4 protein-coding genes and 1 pseudogene are annotated in these 3,776 nt (G+C 52.2%); 4 read left to right on the top strand and 1 reads right to left on the bottom strand.

Annotated elements, in window-relative coordinates:
• The 3 genes and pseudogenes from ABYV26_RS22760 to ABYV26_RS22770 all read left to right on the top strand — a co-directional run.
• Nucleotides 1-376: pseudogene (locus ABYV26_RS22760) on the top strand (hypothetical protein); the annotation flags it as partial.
• A gap of 5 nt (nt 377-381) precedes the next feature.
• Entirely contained in the window at nt 382-1,164 is a 783-nt protein-coding gene (gene tatC / locus ABYV26_RS22765) for a twin-arginine translocase subunit TatC (protein WP_372683646.1), read from the top strand.
• 187 nt (nt 1,165-1,351) lie between these two features.
• Complete coding sequence (locus tag ABYV26_RS22770) at nt 1,352-1,831, top strand: cytochrome c3 family protein (protein ID WP_372683647.1); 480 nt, start codon at nt 1,352-1,354, stop codon at nt 1,829-1,831.
• 165 nt (nt 1,832-1,996) lie between these two features.
• On the opposite strand, the gene ABYV26_RS22775 is transcribed toward ABYV26_RS22770, so the two are convergent.
• Nucleotides 1,997-2,323, bottom strand: a complete 327-nt coding sequence (locus tag ABYV26_RS22775) for a hypothetical protein (protein WP_372683648.1) — start codon at nt 2,321-2,323, stop codon at nt 1,997-1,999.
• Between the two features lie 43 nt (nt 2,324-2,366).
• On the opposite strand from ABYV26_RS22775, the gene ABYV26_RS22780 reads away from it, so the two are divergent.
• Nucleotides 2,367-3,776: CHASE2 domain-containing protein (locus tag ABYV26_RS22780; RefSeq protein ID WP_372683649.1), on the top strand; the 1,410-nt coding region annotated here is incomplete at its 3' end.

The raw sequence follows: 3,776 nt of genomic DNA on the forward strand, positions 1-3,776 counted from the left end.
GTTTTTGGCCAAGTCATTGGTAAAGGCCTTGGGGGATTTCAAAAAAGCGACCAGCGATCTGAAAGAGAGCATGCAGATCGATACGGAACTCAAAGAGGTGAAAACCGCCTTTAACGATCTCGCCAAACCGGATAAAAAAGAGACCCAGGGGTCCTCCACCCGCGATATGGATGAACAGGCAGCCAGTTCTGCCGTACCGGAGGAAACGCCCGCGGCCGATAAACCGGAAGGCCGCGATGGCGATGCCGTGGATAAATTGAAGGCGGCTTTTGACCGCCGGGATGGGGATGATTCGAATTCCGATGCGGGGTCTCCCACCGACGGCGAGGTGTCACCCATCGGCTCCGACCCGGATCCTGAAACGCGCAAGGGGTAAAAAACGTGGCCGATCAGGAAAAGGATACGGAAGACAAAATCCCCTTTACCGCGCACCTGGAAGAGTTGCGAAAGCGCCTGATCACCTGCTTTGTCGCCGTTGGCATCGGTTTCGCCATCTCCTATGGGTTCAAGGAAAAGCTTTTTGAGATTCTTACCAACCCGCTAATTTCAGTGATGAAGCAGGGAGAAACCCTGATCTACACCGGGTTGCCCGAGGCCTTTTTCACCTTCCTGAAGGTTTCCTTTCTTTCCGGGCTCATGGTCGCCTCGCCGGTGATCATCTATCAGTTTTGGATGTTCGTTGCGCCCGGCCTCTATGATCGGGAAAAGCGGCTGATGGTTCCCGTCGTCCTGCTCTCGTCAATTTTCTTTATCGGAGGAGCCCTTTTCGGCTATTTCATCGTCTTTCCCTTCGGATTTCAATTTTTTCTGGGGTTTGCCACAGAGACCATCCGCCCCATGCCTTCCATGAAGGAGTACCTGGGTTTTTCCGCCAAGTTGCTCCTGGCCTTCGGATTGGTGTTTGAACTTCCCCTGGTGCTGACCTTCCTGGCGCGTCTGGGCATCGTTTCCGTTGAATTTCTAAAGAAAAACAGGAAATTTGCGATTCTCGTCTTCTTTGTCGGAGCGGCGATATTAACCCCGCCTGATGTGGTGACTCAGATCATGATGGCGTTGCCGCTGATGGTGCTGTATGAGATCAGCATCGTCGGCGCCCGGATTTTCGGCAAGAAAAAAGAAGCGCCGGAGCCGGCTGCAGGAGCCGAAAGCGCCAGCGATCAATGAACCGCTTCGAAATCGGCAGGCCCCGTTTCCTGACAGACTTAAAACCGATTGTTTCATAACGACTTGATAGCAAGCAAGTTGAAGTTGGTTTCAAATCCCATTGACAGCGTACATGAGGATTGATAGAAATTTTTGCTGTAGTGATGACGGGTGATTTAACCAATCATGCAAGAGGAGAGTAGCGGTTATGGGCAAAAAAAAGGGTGTCGTATTAGCAGTCGTTGGTTTGGCTATCATGTTTGCCGCGGGTTCCATTTATGCGGGTACTGCGGTCCAGGACGTGATCAAGATGGAGCACAAGGCTTACAGTGAACACACCAAGGGCATTGTGGAGTTCAGCCACAAAAAGCACAATGAAGATTACAAAATCGGCTGTGGCGAGTGCCACCACGATGACCAGGGAAAACCCTTAAGCAACCTGAAACTCGGCGATGATGTCCAGGGCTGCATCGAGTGCCACAAGATTCCCGGGCAGATGCCGGGCGATCTGAAAAAAGAGATGAGGGAAAAAAAGGTTTCCAAGAAGGAAATTGCCGCGAAAGAGATGGAATACCACGCCGAGGCCATCCACGAAAATTGCATCAGCTGCCACAAGAAATTCAACAAAGCCAACAAGACCAAGGCGGCACCCCAAACGTGCACCAAATGTCATCCGAAAGAAAAATAATTTTCCGGATTCATCCTATCGTTTGATCAAGCGGGGCAATGTCGCAATCACCGACACTGCCCCGCTTTTTTTCAAGGGTGTGCCGACCAGGCAAAGCGGTATCTTCCGTTTTTCACCCAAGACCAGCCAGACACCTATTTCCTCTCCACAGGGAAGTAAATTTTTTCAAACCTGGGCCTGTTTATTCTTGGGCGAGGTGACATCCGATCCTGACATTGACAGCGAATGGCGATAATGATAGAAAATAACATTATACACGCTCGCCTGCTGCGACATCCGTACTCCTGCTTCGATAAAATGACCACAGCGCTCAAACAGAGCAAGTCCTCCACGCGGACGCACGCCTTTCTTTCTGAAGTTGATTGAGAAAAAGTAAATCCCCCTCACGATTGAAATATTTTTTTTAGCCCAAAGCGCTTCCAACTTACATGATCGACGCAAACCCGCCAATGGTGGTGTATTCCATGCGCGGGTATCGATAATCGTTACCAAGGGGCTAACTGGCTGCTAAACTCAACAGACTCAGGCATTGGCGATGTCTCGATCCGTAAAAACAATCGGGATCAGTTTTGGCGCCGGCTTGCTGGGCGTCATCCTGTCCTTTCCGCCATTCTCCCTAGAATTAGAAGAGCATTTCGGGCTAAAAATGCTTTTTTCCCTCCGGGGCGCGCGCCGCCCCCCTTCGGCGGTGCTGATTATTTCGATTGATCGAGATTCTGCAGAGGCGCTCGATCTTTCCAGAAAAACGCAGCAATGGCCGCGCACACTGCATGCGCAATTGGTTCAAACCCTTTCCCAGCAGGGCGCGGCGGCCATCATCTTCGACATGCTGTTTGACGACGCCCACGACGCCGATGCGGATAGGGCGTTTGGGGCGGCCGTTGCCGATGCAGCGACGGTCGTTCTCTGCGAGTCCATCCGGCAGGAAAAAGTTCCCATCTCCGATTCGAGAGGGAAGTATCTTGCGGATCTGAATATTGAAACCCTGGTTCCTCCGATTGCTCCCCTGGCTCGGTCAGCCTTGGCCCTGGCCCCTTTTCCCCTGCCCAAGGTTCCGGTTCAACTCAGCCAATTCTGGACGTTCAAAGTCGGAGCAGGAAATGCACCCACGCTGCCGGTGGTGGCTTTTTTTATATATGCCTCCGGCCACTACGGCTCTTTTTACCATCTTTTCGACAGGGTGTATGCCAATCTTGACCCAGCCATACGCCCACAATGGAATGAGATCGAGTTGCAGCGCGGCGTAGAAGAAACATTGATCGCATTCCGTGAGCTATTCCAGCGTGAACCACTGATCGCCAATGAGATGCTTAACTTACTTGACGCCAAAGAAAAGCCCATCCGGGACCCCATCGAGCGGAGAATGTTGAGCGGTCTTATTCGGATGCTCCAAGGCAAGAACAGCCGGTATCTGGATTTTTATGGCCCGGCCGGAACCATTCAGACCCTTCCGTATCACAAAGCGTTGGTCGGCCAAGACCGTCCCGGCAACGTGAACGGCCATGCGACTGACAGGTCAACGGGATTTGAAGGCAAGGTTGTCTTCATTGGTCTCTCCGAAAACCTGCGACCCCAGCATCAGGATGGCTACCACACGGTTTTTTCGCAAAAAAACGGCATCGATATCAGCGGCGTGGAGATAGCGGCGACGGCCTTTGCCAATCTGCTGGAAGACCGCCTGTTAACGCCATTGGAATGGCCCATGCATCTGTTTGTTGTCTTCTCGTTCGGATCGTTGCTGGGGCTGATCTGTTTTTCTTTGTCGATGGGCATCGCCACCTTAAGCGTTATCGGCGCCAGTGCCCTTTATCTGGCCTCGGCGATTATTTTATTCAACATGCAGGCCCTCTGGATTCCGGTTTTCATTCCCCTGTTCATCCTGACACCGTCGGCACTTTTCGGAACGGTCGTCTGCCGCTACTGTATTGCCGCCAAGGAGCGTGAA

The organism is Desulfosarcina sp. (assembly GCF_041551955.1).
GTDB lineage: Bacteria > Desulfobacterota > Desulfobacteria > Desulfobacterales > Desulfosarcinaceae > Desulfosarcina.

Excerpts from the sequence above, each read along its gene's own strand:
- ABYV26_RS22770 (WP_372683647.1), top strand. The coding sequence starts at position 1,352 with ATGGGCAAAAAAAAGGGTGTCGTATTAGCAGTCGTTGGTTTGGCTATC.